At 70.4% G+C, this 14,316-nt stretch carries 13 protein-coding genes and 1 pseudogene; 11 read left to right on the forward strand and 3 right to left on the reverse strand.

What is annotated here, in order from left to right; all coding sequences use genetic code 11:
- Positions 1 to 191 precede the first annotated feature (191 nt).
- Complete coding sequence (locus tag C8K30_RS09050) at positions 192 to 1,637, forward strand: APC family permease (RefSeq protein ID WP_108492515.1); 1,446 nt, start codon at positions 192 to 194, stop codon at positions 1,635 to 1,637.
- A 137-nt stretch (positions 1,638 to 1,774) separates the two neighbouring features.
- Here C8K30_RS09050 and C8K30_RS09055 read toward each other — a convergent pair whose 3' ends face one another.
- Complete coding sequence (locus tag C8K30_RS09055; protein WP_108492516.1) at positions 1,775 to 2,164, reverse strand: L-rhamnose mutarotase; 390 nt, start codon at positions 2,162 to 2,164, stop codon at positions 1,775 to 1,777.
- Positions 2,165 to 2,232: 68 nt separating this feature from the next.
- On the opposite strand from C8K30_RS09055, the gene C8K30_RS09060 reads away from it, so the two are divergent.
- Entirely contained in the window at positions 2,233 to 3,258 is a 1,026-nt protein-coding gene (locus tag C8K30_RS09060) for a LacI family DNA-binding transcriptional regulator (RefSeq protein WP_108492517.1), read from the forward strand.
- A gap of 6 nt (positions 3,259 to 3,264) precedes the next feature.
- On the opposite strand, the gene C8K30_RS09065 is transcribed toward C8K30_RS09060, so the two are convergent.
- Positions 3,265 to 4,557, reverse strand: a complete 1,293-nt coding sequence (locus tag C8K30_RS09065; RefSeq protein ID WP_158280967.1) for a serine hydrolase — start codon at positions 4,555 to 4,557, stop codon at positions 3,265 to 3,267.
- Between the two features lie 154 nt (positions 4,558 to 4,711).
- The gene (locus C8K30_RS09070; protein ID WP_158280968.1) at positions 4,712 to 5,593 is read right to left on the reverse strand and encodes an alpha/beta fold hydrolase; all 882 of its coding nucleotides are present in this window, start codon (positions 5,591 to 5,593) and stop codon (positions 4,712 to 4,714) included.
- Positions 5,594 to 5,926: 333 nt separating this feature from the next.
- Between C8K30_RS09070 and C8K30_RS09075 the strand changes: the two genes are divergently transcribed.
- From C8K30_RS09075 to C8K30_RS09115, 9 genes and pseudogenes are all read left to right on the forward strand, one after another.
- Positions 5,927 to 6,907, forward strand: coding sequence for a sugar ABC transporter permease (locus C8K30_RS09075; protein ID WP_108492520.1), 981 nt, complete (start codon positions 5,927 to 5,929; stop codon positions 6,905 to 6,907).
- Positions 6,904 to 7,833 (forward strand): carbohydrate ABC transporter permease, encoded by a 930-nt coding sequence (locus tag C8K30_RS09080; protein WP_108492521.1) that lies wholly within the window; start codon positions 6,904 to 6,906, stop codon positions 7,831 to 7,833. The genes C8K30_RS09075 and C8K30_RS09080 overlap by 4 nt, the downstream gene beginning before the upstream one ends.
- A 47-nt stretch (positions 7,834 to 7,880) precedes the next feature.
- Positions 7,881 to 9,449: an ABC transporter substrate-binding protein gene (locus C8K30_RS09085; protein ID WP_108492522.1), complete on the forward strand. Its 1,569-nt coding sequence runs from the start codon at positions 7,881 to 7,883 to the stop codon at positions 9,447 to 9,449.
- A 90-nt stretch (positions 9,450 to 9,539) separates the two neighbouring features.
- A complete protein-coding gene (locus tag C8K30_RS09090; protein WP_199230405.1) occupies positions 9,540 to 10,496 on the forward strand; it encodes a hydroxyacid dehydrogenase in 957 nt (318 codons plus the stop codon).
- A gap of 70 nt (positions 10,497 to 10,566) precedes the next feature.
- The gene (locus C8K30_RS09095) at positions 10,567 to 11,595 is read left to right on the forward strand and encodes a LacI family DNA-binding transcriptional regulator (RefSeq protein WP_108492524.1); all 1,029 of its coding nucleotides are present in this window, start codon (positions 10,567 to 10,569) and stop codon (positions 11,593 to 11,595) included.
- Positions 11,596 to 11,789: 194 nt separating this feature from the next.
- Entirely contained in the window at positions 11,790 to 12,323 is a 534-nt protein-coding gene (locus tag C8K30_RS09100) for a toxin-antitoxin system HicB family antitoxin (RefSeq protein WP_108492525.1), read from the forward strand.
- A gap of 63 nt (positions 12,324 to 12,386) precedes the next feature.
- Entirely contained in the window at positions 12,387 to 13,229 is an 843-nt protein-coding gene (locus C8K30_RS09105) for a DUF4097 family beta strand repeat-containing protein (protein WP_108492526.1), read from the forward strand.
- An 81-nt stretch (positions 13,230 to 13,310) separates the two neighbouring features.
- Positions 13,311 to 14,147, forward strand: coding sequence for an ABC transporter ATP-binding protein (locus C8K30_RS09110; RefSeq protein ID WP_108492527.1), 837 nt, complete (start codon positions 13,311 to 13,313; stop codon positions 14,145 to 14,147).
- Between the two features lie 11 nt (positions 14,148 to 14,158).
- A pseudogene (locus C8K30_RS09115) lies at positions 14,159 to 14,316 on the forward strand (ABC transporter permease); the annotation flags it as partial.

Raw genomic sequence — 14,316 nt, forward strand, 5'->3', positions numbered from 1 at the left:
CAGTGCGGGCGGTCGGCGGTGACCGTTGGGCTCCGGTTTGAATCGTTCAAACCGATACTTTGGAAGATAGACCTGCCAGGTCAGAGCGTCAAGAACTTCCGGCGCGTCCGTTGCCGTGAAGTTACTTCTTACGGAAGTCTTGGTTGATCAGGGGTGATGACCGCCCAAAGCACTTTGTGGAGGTGGCCGGAATGAGCCAGCCAGCGGCCGAGGAGCATGCAGCCCTCGGCGAGGAACCAACCGAGCTCAAGCGGGTAATGGGGCCCAAGCTCCTCCTGCTCTTCATCGTGGGCGACATCCTCGGGACCGGCGTCTACGCGCTGACGGGCGACGTCGCCGCCGAGGTCGGCGGTGCGGCATGGGCGCCGTTCATCGTCGCCTTCCTCGTTGCGCTCATCACCGCGTTCTCCTACCTGGAGCTGGTGACCAAGTACCCGAGGGCCGCGGGCGCCGCGCTCTACACGCACAAGGCGTTCGGCGTGCACCTGCTCACGTTCATGGTCTGCTTCACGGTCATGTGCTCCGGCATCACGTCGGCGTCGACCGCGTCGCGGGCGTTCGCGTCGAACCTGGCGGTGGGCTTCGGCCTGGACGAGACCAACGCGACGCTCATCATCACCGTCGCGCTGATCTTCATGGCCGTGGTCGCTGCCGTGAACCTGCGGGGCGTCGGCGAGAGCGTCAAGGCCAACATCTTCCTCACCCTCGTGGAGCTGTCCGGCCTGCTGCTCGTGATCATGATCGGCTTCTACGCCGTGTTCGCCGGACGGACGGACTTCAGCCGCACCATCATCTTCGACGACCCAGGGGACAAGGGGGCGTTCTTCGCCGTCACGGCGGCGACTTCGCTGGCGTTCTTCGCGATGGTCGGCTTCGAGGACTCCGTGAACATGGCGGAGGAGACCCACGACCCGGTCAAGAACTTCCCGAAGATGATGATCACCGGCATCGGCATCACCGGGATCATCTACGTGCTCGTGGCACTCTTCGCCGTCGCCATCGTGCCGGTGGGCACACTGGCTGACAGTGACACCCCGCTGGTGACCGTGGTGGAGACCGCGGCGCCGGGCATACCGGCGGGTGACATCCTGCCGTTCATCTCCATGTTCGCCGTCGCCAACTCGGCCCTCATCAACATGCTCATGGCCAGCCGCCTGCTGTACGGCATGGCCAAGCAAAACGTGCTGCCCGCCGCCCTGGGTCGCGTCGGCGCCCGGCGCCAGACGCCGTGGGTCGCCATCCTGGTCACCACGGCCATCTCGTTCGGGCTGATCTACTTCGTCAGCCGCGACCCGGAGAACGACGTCGTCGCCGCACTGGGCGGCACCACTGCCCTGCTGCTCCTTGCCGTGTTCGCCATCGTGAACGTGTGCGTGCTGGTGCTGCGCAGGGACACCATCAACCGCAAGCACTTCGTGGCGCCGACCGTGCTGCCGATCATCGGCGCGATCGCGTGCGCGTTCTTCGTCGGTCCATGGACCGGCCGGGATGTTCTCCAGTACCAGATCGCCGGCTGGCTGCTCGGCATCGGCCTCATCCTGTGGATCCTGATGTGGATCACCAACCGGCTGCTCGGCCAGCGCACCGCCATCACCGACCTCGAGGCCATCAACGAGCCGGAGGGCGGCGTCAACTAGGCCAGGCCCCGCGGCACCCGGCCGCCGCGGGGAGACACCTGCTCCGCGGGCTGTGTTGCTCTGGGTAGACATCGTCTACGCAGAGCAACACTCCCCGCGCCAGTGGTCACTTCCCCGGAGCGTCGCCCTCGGCCGCGTCAGCCAGCGCCGCCTGCCGAGTCGCCGTCGGCCGTGTCAGCCAGCGCCGCGAGCTGGCCCTCCAGATGGAACACCTCGTCCAGCAGCACGAACCCGTCGTCCGGACTTCCTTCGTCGACGAAGAACCCGGACATCGCCGCCTGCCATCTCGTGTTGACCTCGGTCGCGGCCATCCCGCGCTGCGCGGCCGCGTAGTCGTCGGTCTCCAGGATCCCGACCAGCAGCCCGTCGTCGCGCAGGAACAGGTGGTAGTCACGCCAGCCCGTATCGCGCAGCGCCTCCAGCATCTCGGGCCAGACGGCGGCGTGTGCGGCCCGGTACTCCGCCAGCCGGTCTACCCGCACCCGGGACGTGAAACAGACGCGTGCGCCCGCTGTGTTGCTCGACATGTCCGGTCCTCCTCGACCAACCCGCCATGAAACGGTTCATAATGTAGCCCGAAGCAAGGAGGCGCTCCATGATCCAGCCGGCCGCTCACCGCCGAGCATCCATCGCCGACGTCGCTCGCGCCGCCGGCGTCTCCGTCGGCACGGTCTCCAACGTGCTCAACCGGCCCGAACGCGTGCTGCCCGGGACCCGCGAGCGCGTCGAGGCCGCAATCGACGAGCTGAGCTTCGTGCGCAACGGGTCCGCCCGGCAGCTGCGCGCGGGGACCATCACCACGGTCGGCGCCATCGTCCTGGACATCGCCAACCCGTTCTTCACCGACGTCGCGCGGGGTATCGAGGAGCGTCTCGACCGCGACGACTTCACGCTCATGGTGGCGTCGTCCGACGACGACCCCGACCGCGAGCAGCGCTACCTGCGTCTCTTCGAGGAGCACGGCGTGCAGGGCGTCATGGTGGTGCCGGCCACCAACGACATCGAGCACCTCCTCGCGGTGCGCCGGCGCGGGACCGGCGTCGTCCTGCTGGACCGCCCGTCGTCCGATCCGAGCATCTCGTCCGTCGCCGTCGACGACGTCCGCGGCGGTGAGCTCGCCGCGCGGCACCTCCTGGACGAGGGCCACACGCGGATCGCGTTCCTCAACGGCCCGCACACGATCCGGCAGTGCGCCGACCGGCACGAAGGCGTGCTCAAGGCGCTGGTCGAGGCCGGGCTGGATCCGGCGACCGCGCTGGTGGAGACCACCGTGACCAGCCTGAACGCCGAGGGCGGGGAGGCCGCGATCCGCGGGCTGCTGGAGTCGGGCGACCGGCCCACCGCCGTCTTCTGCGTCAACGACCTGGTCGCGCTGGGCGTGCTGCGCACGCTCCGCACGGAGAACATCACCGTCCCCACGGACATGGCGGTAGTGGGGTACGACGACGTCGCGTTCGCCGCCGAGCTGTCCACGCCGCTGACCTCGGTGCGCCAGCCGACCCACGAGCTCGGCGCCCGCGCGGCGGACCTCCTGCTCAACGGGCCCGACACCACGGCAGAGCACGTGATGTTCCAGCCGACGCTGGTGATCCGCCGCTCGAGCTCCTCCACACCGCGGTAGAACTCGTCAGCAGGTGGCCTCGAGCAGCGGGACCAGCAGGTCGCTGAGGTCGTACAGCGCGTCCGGGTCCGCCGAGACGTTGCGGCCGGTCACGCCCATCGACAGCTGACGCTCACCGTCGAGCGAGGTCAGAGCGAGGCTGATCGTGCCGTAGGTTCCGCCGTCGTGCCCGTACAGGTACTCGCCCGGCACGCACGGGTCGGGCAGCCGGTAGGCGCCGAGGCCGTACCCCAGCCCGTCCGTGGTCCGCGGCGTCAGCATGTCGGTCACAGTTGCGGGGTCCACGAGGTCGCCCGTCACCAGGGCCTCGGTGAAGGCCGCGAGGTCCGACGTCGTGCTCGTCACCGCGCCCGCCGCACGGAACACCGTCGGGTCGAAGTGCTCGATCGAGTACCAGCCGGCACCCTCCGCACCGGTATACGCGGCGTCGTCCAGGAACGGCCCTCGTGTTCCCGGCCGCTCCGGGTAGGCGCTGTGCCGCATCCCCGCCGGCTCGAACACCCGCTCCTCGAGCAGGTCGTCGAGGTCCTCCCCCGTCACCTTCTCCAGCATCATGCCGAGCGTTACGAACCCGGCATTGGAGTAGGAGAAGCCGGTACCGGGCTCCAGCACCCAGGGCGCGGTGTGGACGGCGCGGACGTGGTCACCCTCGGAGTAGTGCTCGCCCAGCACCTCGAAGAACTCGTCGAAGGAGGCCGGGTCGGTCATGTGGTCCACCAGCAGGTAGTCGGTGGCGGTCGGAGCACCCGACGTGTGGCTGAGCAGCTGCTCGATCGTCACGTCGCGCGGCAGGGCCCCGGGCAGCACGTCCTCGACGCTCGTGTCGAGCGACCAGGTGCCTTTCTCGATCTCCTGCATCACGAGGGTCGCGATCATCGGCTTGGTGATGCTTGCCACGCGGAACTGGTCCTTGGGGCGGGCGGGGACGTGACCCCCGAGCTCGCGGACGCCGTCGGCGCCCGCCCAGGTGAGGTCCGGCGTCTCGACGCGCGCGGTGACGGCGACGGCGCCGTCGTCCACCAGGCCGGCTACCGCCCGGTCGAGGTCGTCGCGGACGCCGGCGTCCGTCGTCCGGGCGCGAAGGCCGGGCGCGGCAGCGGCCCGCTCGGCCGCCTCCCGCACCGCCTGCGACAGCGCCATGGGATCGTCGGCGGCCGACGGCACGTGCGACGGCGCTGCGCTCACCGCGGTGGCCGACGGCGCGGCCTGCGCCGTCGTGGCCACACCAGCTCCGGTCAGCGGCAGGGACCCGGCCACGACCACGCTCAGGGCGGCCCTGACTCGGCGGCTTGCACTCATGGGGATGCTCCTTCGTCTCGGCACGCCGCCAGTCTGCGTCGGGGCGCGGGGCGGACGGATCCCCCGCGGGAAGGACATCCCGGACACCATCTCCACCCTCGGACGGACCGGCCGACGGCGGGGGTGCGCGGGCGTGTATCGCCGCCTGCCCCGGTCAGCCCTGCGGGTCGTGACCGGATGACGGCGAGGCGAGGCGCGATCCCGCCGGACCCAACGCCCGCGCCAGGAACTTCCCCGAGATCGCGGCGAACCGCTCCGGCGCGTCCCGGCGCACGAAGTGCGACGCGCCGTCGACCACAGCGAGCCGGGCGCCGCACCCGGCGAGCATCCGCCGGTGCCTGGCCGTCATGCCGACCTCTGGCGCGACTCCCCCGGTGACGACCAGCACATCCACCTCGGCGGCCACGAGGCCGCGCACCAGGTCGGGCCACGGCGGCGTCGGGATGACGTCGCCGTTGCGCACGAGCACGGGGTCGGCGTCGTGCTGCGCCCGCGCCCAGGCGGGCAGCTCGCGCGGGTCCCATCCCGGGTGCGCGACGCCGCCCCGCACCTCCAGCCCACTGAGGGACAGCGACTGCCGGGCCACGAGGTCCTCGTATGCCTGCTCGGCGACCGCCCGGTCCTGGTGCGGCGTGACCGGGAGGCGCCAGAACGGGTCCTCGAGCAGCACGCCCGCCACCCGTTCCGGACGTTGCGCCGCGGCCGCTGCCGCGACACCGCCCCCGGCGGAGTGCCCGAACAGCACGAGCGGCCCGGTCGTACCCGGGTGCGCGTCCCCGTCCAGGTCGTCGAGGACCGCGAGGAGGTCCTCGGTCAGCCGGTCGCCCGGGTGCAGCTCATCGGCCGGGTCCCAGCGTGGTGAACGACCGTGCCCACGCAGGTCAGGGGCGAGGACCTCCCAGCCGTCCGCCGCCCACCCGTCGGCCGCGGCCTGCAGCGTGGGGCCGCTCTCCATCATCCCGTGCACGGCGACCACGGTCCCGCGCCGGGTTCCCCGCGCGCCGGTGCGCGTCACGTGCAGCCCGACACGGCTCACCGCTGACTCCTCCCGTCCTGCGGGCACCGCGACGGTGGGCCGCGGCGCTGCGCTGCGCCCATCCCGAGGAAAGCGCGTTCCATATTGAAGCAGATCCTCGCTCATCCCGGCGCCGGGCGCCGGAACTTTCCACTCTGTCAGTTGTTCTGGTCAACGGAACGCGCTTTCCATTCTTTCTTGACACGGCCGTTCCGACGCCCATAGCGTGCACGTTGCACCGACCGCACGATCGAATCCAGCACCGAATCTTCGACGAAGAAGAGAGCCCGCCGTGGACCCACGAACACCTGACCGGACACCGCCGGACCCCTTCCTCGGCGGAAGTGCACGGCGATGAGCACCGACCTCGGCGCCGCGAGCAACACCTTCGCGGCCACCGGATCCGAACGAGGCAGGAGCCGGCAGAAAGGGCGCGGCCGCGACTACGGCCTCGTGATCCTGGCCGCCCCCGCCGTCGTCCTCCTGCTGGTCTTCGCCTACGGCCCGATGGCCGGGCTGGTGGTCGCGTTCCAGGACTTCAACGTGGCCGACGGCGTCTTCGGGTCACCTTGGACCGGCCTGGAGAACTTCGAGTTCTTCTTCACCTCGGGCGGCGCCGGCCGGATCCTGTGGAACACGCTGTTCCTCAACGTCCTGTTCCTCGCCGCGACCCTCGCCTCGGGCGTCCTGCTCGCCATCATGCTCAACGAGATCCGCGGCCACGTGACGAAGCGGTTCTTCCAGTCGGTGATCTTCGTGCCGTACTTCGTGTCGCCGATCGTCGTGAGCATCTTCCTGCAGGCGTTCCTCGCCGGACCGAGCGGGCGCGGCGGCCTGGTGAACGACCTCACCGACGTCTTCGGGCTGCCGTCCGTCTCCTGGTACACCGAGCCCGGGCCCTGGCCGTGGATCCTGACCGCCGTCAAGGTCTGGCAGATGGGCGGCTACATGAGCGTCATCTTCCTCGCGGCCATCACCGCCATCCCCGAGGAGGTGTACGAGGCGGGCGTGATCGACGGCGCGAGCCGCGCGCAGATGGCTCTGCGGATCACCCTTCCGCTGCTCAAGCCGACCGCCGCGATCCTCCTCGTGCTCGGCGTCGGCCGGATCTTCTACGGCGACTTCGGCACCATCTACGCGATCGTCGGCGACAACGGCACCCTGTTCTCCACCACCGACGTCATCGACACCTACGTCTTCCGGGCGCTGCGCACCATCGGCGACTTCGGCACCACCGCCGCGATCGGCCTGTTCCAGTCCGTCGTCGGCTTCGTGCTCGTGGTGGTCGCCACCCTGGTCCAGCGTCGCTACGCGAAGGAGACCTCGCTGCTATGACCATCGTCGAAGCCGGCGTCCGCCCCCGGCCCGTCTCCACGACGCCGCCCACGGGCCCCCGCGCCCGGAAGCGGCAGCGCCCCGAGCCCTTCACGGTCATCAGCTACGTGGGCGTGATCGCCTTCGCCCTGATCTGCGTCGTCCCGTTCTGGATGATCATCGCGGGCTCCCTCACTGCGGAGTCGTCGCTCTCGCAGCGCGGGTACTCGTTCTGGCCGGACCCGTTCTCGCTGGACGCGTACACGACGATCTTCGCCGGGTCGCGAGTCTGGCTGTCCTACGGCGCGACGCTGTTCATCACGGTGGTCGGCACGGTGATCGCCGTCGCCGCGACGTCGGGCATCGCCTGGGTGATCGCGCGCGGGCTGCCCTGGATGAGCCGGCCGCTGGCGGTGTTCGCCTACATACCGATGCTGTTCACGGGCGGCCTCGTGCCCATGTACATCCTGATCACGCAGGTGCTGCAGCTCCGGGACTCGTGGTTCGCCGTGATCCTGCCGCTGGTCATCGCGCCGTTCCTCGTGTTCGTGCAGGTCAGCTTCTTCCGGGCGACGCCGCAGGAGATCCTCGACGCCGCCCGGATCGACGGCGCCGGCGAGCTGCGGATCTTCTTCCAGGTGGTGCTGCCGCTCTCGAAGCCGGTCATCGCCGTCATCGCGCTGTTCTACGCGGTGACCTTCTGGAACGAGTGGTTCCACGCCCTGCTCTTCATCAGCGAGCCCGCCAAGTACCCCTTGCAGCTCGTGCTCCAGAACCTCATCACGAGCGTCGCCAACGCGGCCGACCTCGGGACCACCACCGCCGCTCCCGTCTACCAGATGCGACTGGCGATGACCGTCATCACCATCGGCCCGATCCTCCTCGCCTACCCCTTCGCCCAGCGCTACTTCGTCAAGGGCCTCACCCTCGGCGCGACCAAGGGCTGAACCCGCACCGCACGTCGCACGACCACACACTTACGAGAGGAAGCACCATGGCTCAGCTCATCGACGCCGCTGGCCGGTCACGGCCGCTCTCCCGGCGAGGTTTTCTCGCCGGAACGGGCGGCGTGCTCGCCGCCATGACCCTGATGGCCTGCGGGAACGGCGGGGCGAGCAGCAGCTCGTCGTTCGGCCTCCTGCTCCCGGGGGACGTCCCGCCCCAGTGGGACCGCGTCCGCGCGGCCGTCAACACGAAGCTCAAGACCGACCTCGGGTTCGAGCTCCAGCCGTCCTTCATCAACTGGACCAACTACGCCGCGCAGTCCCTGCTGAAGTTCACGGCGGGCGAGGACTTCCAGACGGCGCTCTCGGCGCGCTGGCTCAACATCGCCCAGCTCATCGAGTCGAACGCGCTCGAACCCCTGGACGACGCCCTGGCAAGCGGCAAGTACCCCAACCTCACGGGCGCCGTCGACCAGAGCGCGTTCGACGCCAACCGCTGGCCCGACGGCTCGATCTACGGCATCCCGGCCGTGAACAGCGCCGCGCGCATCCACCACGTGGTCGCGCGCGGTGACCTCGTCGACAAGTACGCCGGCGGGAGCATCGAGACGTTCGACCAGCTGGAGAAGTTCTGGTACGACGTGCAGCAGAAGGAGGGCATCCCGGGCTACATCAACCGGAACTCGCCCTTCGACGTGCTGGGTGCTCCGACCGGCGCGCTGTACCCGCAGGGCTGGGAGACGCCGGACCTCCTCCCGATCTACTTCTCCAGCGACTCCCTCATGTTCGTCCCGTCCCGGGACGCGGCGACGACGGGCTCGACCGACGCGGTGCCCTTCTGGGAGTACGAGCCGTACGTCGAGTCGCTGCACCGCGTCCGCAAGTACTACGAGGACGGCATCATCAACGCCGACCGGCTCAACGCCGACCCGGCCACGCTCAAGTCGCAGTTCGACGGCGGTGGCGCCGCCACCTGCTGGGGCATCACCGACGGCCTTGACACCGCCGGGCACCTCGACCTGCTCGAGAAGGCGGTCGAGGGCGCCTCGCTCGTGACGCTGCTCCCGTTCCGCGACGGCCTGTCGGCGAAGCCGAACCAGACCTTCCAGGCCGACAACCTCGTCGTCGTGAACGCCGCGGCGGCCGACAGCGAGTCCGCGCTGCAGCTCCTGGACTGGGTCTCCGTCCAGGAGAACCACGACCTCCTGCAGTACGGCGAGGAGGGGACCGACTGGAAGGCGGTCGGCGACGACGCCTACGAGCAGGTCAGCGACTACGCGAACTTCCCGGGCTACGCGCTGAGCTGGCGCATCCCGCTCGAGCGCAAGTACTCGCGGATGTCCGAGAGCGAGGAGACCTGGTTCGACTGGTCCAAGGACTACGACAACTTCACGCTCGACCCGTTCGCCTCGTTCATCCCGGACCTGACCGAGGTCGAGAAGGAGCACGCCCAGATCACGGCGGCGATCACCGAGTTCGGCAACCCGCTGTTCGCCGGCGCGGTCGACGTCACCGAAGGGCTGGACAAGCTCAAGAGCGCCCTCGACACGGCCGGCCTGCCGAAGGTCCAGGAGGAGCTCAACAAGCAGGCCGACGCCTACCTGGCGGCCCAGAAGTAGCCGCGGGCCGGCACCACAGACCGTCCCGGGGCCGGGTGCACCACCCGGCCCCGGGACCACAACCCACTGTCACTACCCCTGAGGAGCAGCGTGATCGAGTACGCAGTAGCGGTCGGGTCCGACCGGCTGGCCGGACGGCTCTTCGGCCCGTCGTTCGAGGCGCTGGCGGACGTGCCCGCGAGCCGCGTGGGCGACGTCCTCACCGAGCTCGAGTCGGACGGCGCCCGCCGGACGCTCGCCCGGGCCGAGGTGCTGCTGACGGGGTGGGAGACGCCGCAGCTCACGGCCAAGGTGCTGCGGCACGCGCCCCGGCTGCGGCGCGTGATCCACGCGGGTGGCGCCGCGGACGGGCTGTTCCCGGACGGCGCGCCCGGGATCACGGCGTCGGACGTCGGGGCGGCCAACGCCCTGCCCGTCGCCGAGTACTCGCTGGCAATGGTCCTGCTGGCCAACAAGGACACGTTCCGTGCGCAGCAGCTGTACCGGGAGCGCCGCGCCTTCATCGACCGCGAGGCCGAGTTCGCGGCGTCCGGCAACTACCTGCGGACCGTCGGGGTGGTGAGCGCGTCCCGGACCGGGCGCGCCCTGGTGGAGCTGCTGCGGTCGTTCCCGACGCTCCGGGTGCTCCTGTACGACCCGTACCTCACGAGTCACGAGGCCGCGGAGCTCGGCGTCGAGCCGGTCACCCTGCCGGAGCTGATGAGCCGCAGCTCCGTCGTCACGCTGCACGCCCCGGTGCTGCCCGAGACGGTGGGGCTGATCGACGCCGGCCTGCTCGCCCGCATGCCCGACGGGGCGACGCTGATCAACACCGCGCGCGGCGCGATCGTCGACGCCGGGGCGCTCGAGCGCGAGCTGGTCACGGGGCGGATCAACGCGGTCCTCGACGTCACCGACCCGGAGCCGCTGCCGGCGTCCTCTCCGCTGTACGACCTGCCGAACGTGGTGCTGACGCCGCACATCGCGGGTTCCATGGGCACCGAGCTGCGCCGGATGGGCGATACCGCGGCCGCGGACCTCGCTCGCTACGCACGGTCCGGCCCGTGACGGAAAGCATTTCCGGATATGATCTCCGGGCCACCGAACCCCCACTGAGACAGGGAAGCGAGCAGCGTCGATGAACGACTCGGCACCGTCCCGGGCCGCGCGCCTTGCCGACGTGGCCCAGCTCGCCGGGGTCTCCGCGGCAACGGCGTCGCGCGCCCTCAACGGGAGCGACCGGGGCGTTCGCGAGGCCAACCGGGTGAAGGTGCTCGAGGCCGCCAAGACGCTCGGGTACACCACGAACTTCGCGGCGCAGGCCGTCGCCAAGGGCCGGTCCCGGGGGGTGACCCTGGTCGTCAAGGGCATGCCCGACGACTTCGCCAACCCGATCACGGCGGGCGTGGTGGCCGTCGCGCAGCGGCGCGGCCTCCCGTTCACCCTGATCTCGGCCGGTCCCGACCAGGCCGACATGGTGGAGGCCGTGAACCTCGCCCGCGGCCACCGGCCCGAGATCCTGATGATCGCCGGCGGGCGCACCAGCGACGACGCCACGATCCCCGCGCTCGTCGAGGCGCTGCAGCGCTACGAGGCCGAGGGCGGCCGGGTGGTGCTCGCCACGCAGGAGGGTCTTCCCTTCGACACCGTCGCCTATGCCAACCGGCAGGGCGGCTACGACATGGCCACCACGCTGGTGGGCCTCGGGTACCGCGACTTCGCGGTGATCTCGGGGCTCAAGCACGGCCTCACTCAGCGCGACCGCACGGAGGGGTTCGCCGCCGGGCTGGCCGACGCCGGCATCGAGCTGTCCGCCGACCGCGTCCTGATCGGGGAGTTCACCCGGGACGCCGCCTACGCGCTGACCGGCGAGCTGCTGCGGCGCAACATCGCGGTGGACGCCGTCTTCGCCGTGAACGACGCCATGGCCCTCGGTGTGCTCACCTTCCTGCGCGATTCAGGTGATCCGAAGCGCGTCGCCGTCGCCGGGTTCGACGACATCAAGGCACTGCGCGACGTGACGCCCGCGCTGACCACCGTGCGGCTGCCGTGGGAGCAGGTGGCCGAGGAGGCGCTGGCCCTGGCCCTCGGGCCGCGCGGCGACGCACCACGGACCACGGTGGTCGAGGGCCACGTCATCGTCCGCGAGAGCACCCCGCCGCGGTAGTCGTCTGGCGAGGAAGTCGTCTGGCGAGGTAGGCGCCTGACGAGGTAGTCGCCTGGCTCCGCACCCCGACGACGCTGACTTTGCGGCGCCGCTAGACCGCCGCGTGCGACCACCTACGGCACTTGACCTGGCAAAACGCAAATGACACCACTTTGGTGTTGTGCTGACACCACGCGTGGTGTCATGATGACGTCATGGACCTCACGCACTACGTCGACGACCTCCAGAACCGCCTGGCCACCGTGGCCGACGCCGCGGGCGACGACGCTCGGCAGCTCGCCCAGCGTCTGACTGCGCCGCTCGACGCCGCCGTGCGCCTCGTCCTGCTCGACGCGCTCTCCGCGGCGGCGGGCGAGATCTCCGCCGAGCTCGCGCCCGGCTCGGTCGACGTCCGGCTGCGCGGTGGCGACCCCGAGTTCGTCGTCGCCGCACCCGCAGCCGTCGGCGAGCCGGCCGCGGTCACCGCACCCGCGTCGTCGTCCGCGCTGCCCCCCGCCGGGCTGTCGAACGCCGACGCCGACGCGGGTGCCACCACCCGCACCACCCTGCGCCTGCCCGACCACCTCAAGACGCAGGTCGAGGTCGCCGCCGCCCGCCAGGGCGTCTCCGTCAACACGTGGCTCGTGCGCGCGGTCGCCGCCGCGCTCGAGCAGAGCTCCGGCTGGTCCGCCCCGCAGGCCCGCCCCGAGCAGCGCGCCACCAACCGCCACACCGGCTGGGTGCGCTGACCGCGCCCGCCGCCACAAGACAACGTCCGCAACCGCCCGCTCCGACCACCGCTGGAGACCCTCATGCCTACTTTTCCCGCCCCCACACCCGTCCCCGTTGTCGTGGACGTTCCCTTCGGCAACCTCCACGTCGTCGCCGGGGAACGGGACGACGTCGTCGTCACCGTCCTGCCCGCCGACCCGACCAAGTCGGGCTCCGTGCGCGCCGCCGAGGAGACGCGTGTCGCCCGGGACGGCGACGCCGTCACGATCATCTACCCGGCCGCCTGGAAGCAGTACGTCCTGCCCTTCGCGGCCGGCGGCGCGATAGTCAACGTCGAGCTGCCCGCCGGCTCCGACCTGCGCGGCAAGGCAGGCTCGCTGTACTCGGAGGGCAGGCTCGGCGCCGTCGACCTGACCCTCAACGGCGGCGACGCCCGGGTCGACGAGGCAGCCCGCATCGACCTCAAGGTCTCGGCCGGGTCCGTCATCATCGGCCGGGCAACGGGCCCAACGAACATCAAGGCGAGCGCGGGCTCCGTGCGGGTCGACGAGGTCGCCGACGAGGGCACGATCCGGGCGAGCAACGGGACCACGACCGTCGGGTCGGTCACCGGGACGCTGGACGTCGTCGGGGCGCACTCGGAGATCGAGGTGGGCCGCGTGCGCGGCAGCCTCACCGTCAAGTCCGCCCATGCGGGCATCCGCGTCGCCAACGTCGAGTCCGGCAGCGTCCGGCTCACCACGTCGTACGGCTCGATCGAGGTGGGCGTGCCCGAGGGCACCGCCGCCTGGCTCGACGTCACCTCGGAGCACGGCACGGTCCGCAACCGGCTGACCCCCACCGAGGGGCCGGTCGACGACGAGGCGACCGCCGAGATCCACGCCAGCACCGGCTACGGCGAGATCATCGTCCGCCGCCCCTGAGCCACCCCTCGGAGGAGAAGCACCCATGACCAGCAATCTCGACCACACCATCCGCAGCGTCGAACGAGAAGAGGAGCACCGATGACCGCCAACCAGGTCCGGGAGCCTGCGATCCACGTGCAGGGCCTGGAGAAGTCGTACAAGGAGCTGCACGTCCTGCGGGGCGTGGAGTTCGACGTGGCGCGGGGCAGCATCTTCGCGCTGCTCGGCTCCAACGGGGCCGGCAAGACCACCGTCGTGAAGATCCTGTCCACCCTGCTCAAGGCAGATGGAGGCACGGCGAGCGTCCATGGCTTCGACGTCGCCACGCAGGCTGGCGACGTGCGCGAGTCGATCAGCCTTACCGGGCAGTTCGCGGCCGTCGACGAGGTCCTCTCCGGACGGGAGAACCTGGTCCTGGTCGCCCGGCTCCGGCACCTGAAGGACCCCGGCCAGATCGCTGACGACCTGCTCGCCCGGTTCTCGCTGACCGACGCCGGCGGGCGCAAGGCCGCCACCTACTCCGGCGGCATGCGCCGTCGCCTGGACATCGCGATGAGCCTGATCGGCAACCCGCCGATCATCTTCCTCGACGAGCCCACCACCGGCCTGGACCCCGAGGCACGCATCGAGGTGTGGCAGGCGGTGCGGGACCTGGCCAAGAACGGCACCACGGTGCTGCTCACCACCCAGTACCTGGACGAGGCCGAGCAGCTCGCCGACCGGATCGCGATCCTGCACCAGGGCCGGATCATCGTCAACGGCACCCTGGGCGAGCTCAAGGCCCTGCTCCCGCCGGCCAAGGTCGAGTACGTCGAGAAGCAGCCCACCCTCGAGGACGTCTTTCTCAAGCTCGTCGGCAGCAACAGCAAGAACGACAGCAACACCGGTGCCGACGTCGACGCCGGCACCGCCCCCTCCGACGGCACGACCAAGTAAGGAGTAGATCGATGGCCAAGCACTTCTTCGGCGACACCGCCGTGCTGCTGGGACGATCCCTGACCCACATCACCCGCAGTCCCGACACGATCATCACCACCGCGGTGACCCCGATCGCGATGATGCTGCTGTTCGTCTACGTCTTCGGCGGAGCGATCAACACCGGCAC

Origin of the sequence: Promicromonospora sp. AC04, from assembly GCF_003058225.1 — a bacterium.
Lineage (GTDB): Bacteria > Actinomycetota > Actinomycetes > Actinomycetales > Cellulomonadaceae > Promicromonospora.

What these genes read in the sequence shown, in the direction of transcription:
- C8K30_RS09105 (WP_108492526.1), top strand. Translation starts at nt 12,387, where the DNA reads ATGCCTACTTTTCCCGCCCCCACACCCGTCCCCGTTGTCGTGGACGTT.
- C8K30_RS09080 (WP_108492521.1), top strand. Translation starts at nt 6,904, where the DNA reads ATGACCATCGTCGAAGCCGGCGTCCGCCCCCGGCCCGTCTCCACGACG.
- C8K30_RS09085 (WP_108492522.1), top strand. Translation starts at nt 7,881, where the DNA reads ATGGCTCAGCTCATCGACGCCGCTGGCCGGTCACGGCCGCTCTCCCGG.
- C8K30_RS09095 (WP_108492524.1), top strand. Translation starts at nt 10,567, where the DNA reads ATGAACGACTCGGCACCGTCCCGGGCCGCGCGCCTTGCCGACGTGGCC.
- C8K30_RS09065 (WP_158280967.1), bottom strand. Translation starts at nt 4,557, where the DNA reads ATGAGTGCAAGCCGCCGAGTCAGGGCCGCCCTGAGCGTGGTCGTGGCC.
- C8K30_RS09055 (WP_108492516.1), bottom strand. Translation starts at nt 2,164, where the DNA reads ATGTCGAGCAACACAGCGGGCGCACGCGTCTGTTTCACGTCCCGGGTG.
- C8K30_RS09050 (WP_108492515.1), top strand. Translation starts at nt 192, where the DNA reads ATGAGCCAGCCAGCGGCCGAGGAGCATGCAGCCCTCGGCGAGGAACCA.
- C8K30_RS09110 (WP_108492527.1), top strand. Translation starts at nt 13,311, where the DNA reads ATGACCGCCAACCAGGTCCGGGAGCCTGCGATCCACGTGCAGGGCCTG.
- C8K30_RS09100 (WP_108492525.1), top strand. Translation starts at nt 11,790, where the DNA reads ATGGACCTCACGCACTACGTCGACGACCTCCAGAACCGCCTGGCCACC.
- C8K30_RS09060 (WP_108492517.1), top strand. Translation starts at nt 2,233, where the DNA reads ATGATCCAGCCGGCCGCTCACCGCCGAGCATCCATCGCCGACGTCGCT.
- C8K30_RS09075 (WP_108492520.1), top strand. Translation starts at nt 5,927, where the DNA reads ATGAGCACCGACCTCGGCGCCGCGAGCAACACCTTCGCGGCCACCGGA.